Here is a 1,192-nt window from a genome sequence, read left to right on the forward strand (position 1 = left end):
TGTCCACTTCCCCGTTAGTGAGACACCTGTAAACTAGAGTTTTCCAACTTTGCTCGGTAAGCTGCCGGTGGCACATTACCAAGGCTTTCATGTGTACGTTCTTCGTTGTAATCCAACCGCCAGGACCACACCATTTCTTTCACTTGATTGATACTTTCAAACAAGTAAGCATCTAAAAATTCTCGTCTAAATGAGCCATTAAACCGCTCAACAAACCCGTTTTGCTGTGGCTTGCCTGGCTGGATATAAACTAATTCAATGTTATGCGCTTCGCACCAATCAGTTAAACGCGCTGAGATTAATTCAGGCCCGTTATCTACTCGAATTTGTTTCGGTAAACCGCGCTCCGCTTTCAATTGTTCAAGCGTTCGAACAACCCGTTCCGCTGGCAACGAAGTATCTACTTCAATAGCCAAACACTCCCGAGTGCCTTCATCAACAATATTGAGCGTTCTGAATCGTTTGCCGCAGTATAAAGAATCATGCATAAAATCTAAGGCCCATTGATGATTAGCTTGAGCGACAACATCTAATGGCTGTGCAACTCGTTTTGGCAACACGCGTTTCACTCTGCGCTTTAAGTTCAAACCCATTTGGCAATACACTCGATATACACGCTTATGGTTAAACGGATAACCTTTAAAGCGAAGACGACCATAGCATTTCCAGAATCCAGCTCTGGGGGACTTTTTTAATTCTGCATTGATGGCATCAATGACAGCTGCGTCAGCCTTTCGCCAATCTCGTTCTGGGCGGTAGTAGGTAGCGCGACCAATACCGACAAACTTGCACGCTTTCAAAATACTTAAACCCGATTGAACCAGTGTACTGGCGCTACTTCGCTTCTGCGCTGTCACCAACCCTTTTTTGCGAATAGCTCCTTTATCGCATGGTTTTCCAAACTGACATCTGCGTACATCTTTTTAAGCTTGGCATTCTCTTCTTCAAGCTCTTTCAAGCGCTTAACATCTGACGCTTCCATACCACCATATTTGGCTTTCCAGTTGTAGTATGTGGCGCTACTGATCCCATGCTTGCGGCACACTTCTTCAACCTTCATGCCTGCGTCGGTTTCTTTGAGCACAGCTATGATCTGAGATTCTGTAAAACGTGACTTTTTCATCGTTGTCTCCTGTTGGTGATATTACAGAAAACTCTAATTAAACATGTCTCATGTTAAGGGAAGTGGACA

At 44.3% G+C, this 1,192-nt stretch carries 1 protein-coding gene; it reads right to left on the reverse strand.

Annotated features, from left to right (window positions below; all coding sequences use genetic code 11):
* Nucleotides 1-14 precede the first annotated feature (14 nt).
* A protein-coding gene (locus L1070_RS20435; protein WP_237126910.1) for an IS3 family transposase occupies nucleotides 15-1,123 on the reverse strand; the annotation gives its coding sequence in 2 pieces (ribosomal slippage) (nucleotides 15-877 and nucleotides 877-1,123; 1,110 coding nt in all).
* Nucleotides 1,124-1,192: the final 69 nt, after the last annotated feature.

The organism is Pseudoalteromonas sp. MMG022 (assembly GCF_021654245.1).
Classification (GTDB): Bacteria; Pseudomonadota; Gammaproteobacteria; order Enterobacterales; family Alteromonadaceae; genus Pseudoalteromonas; species Pseudoalteromonas amylolytica.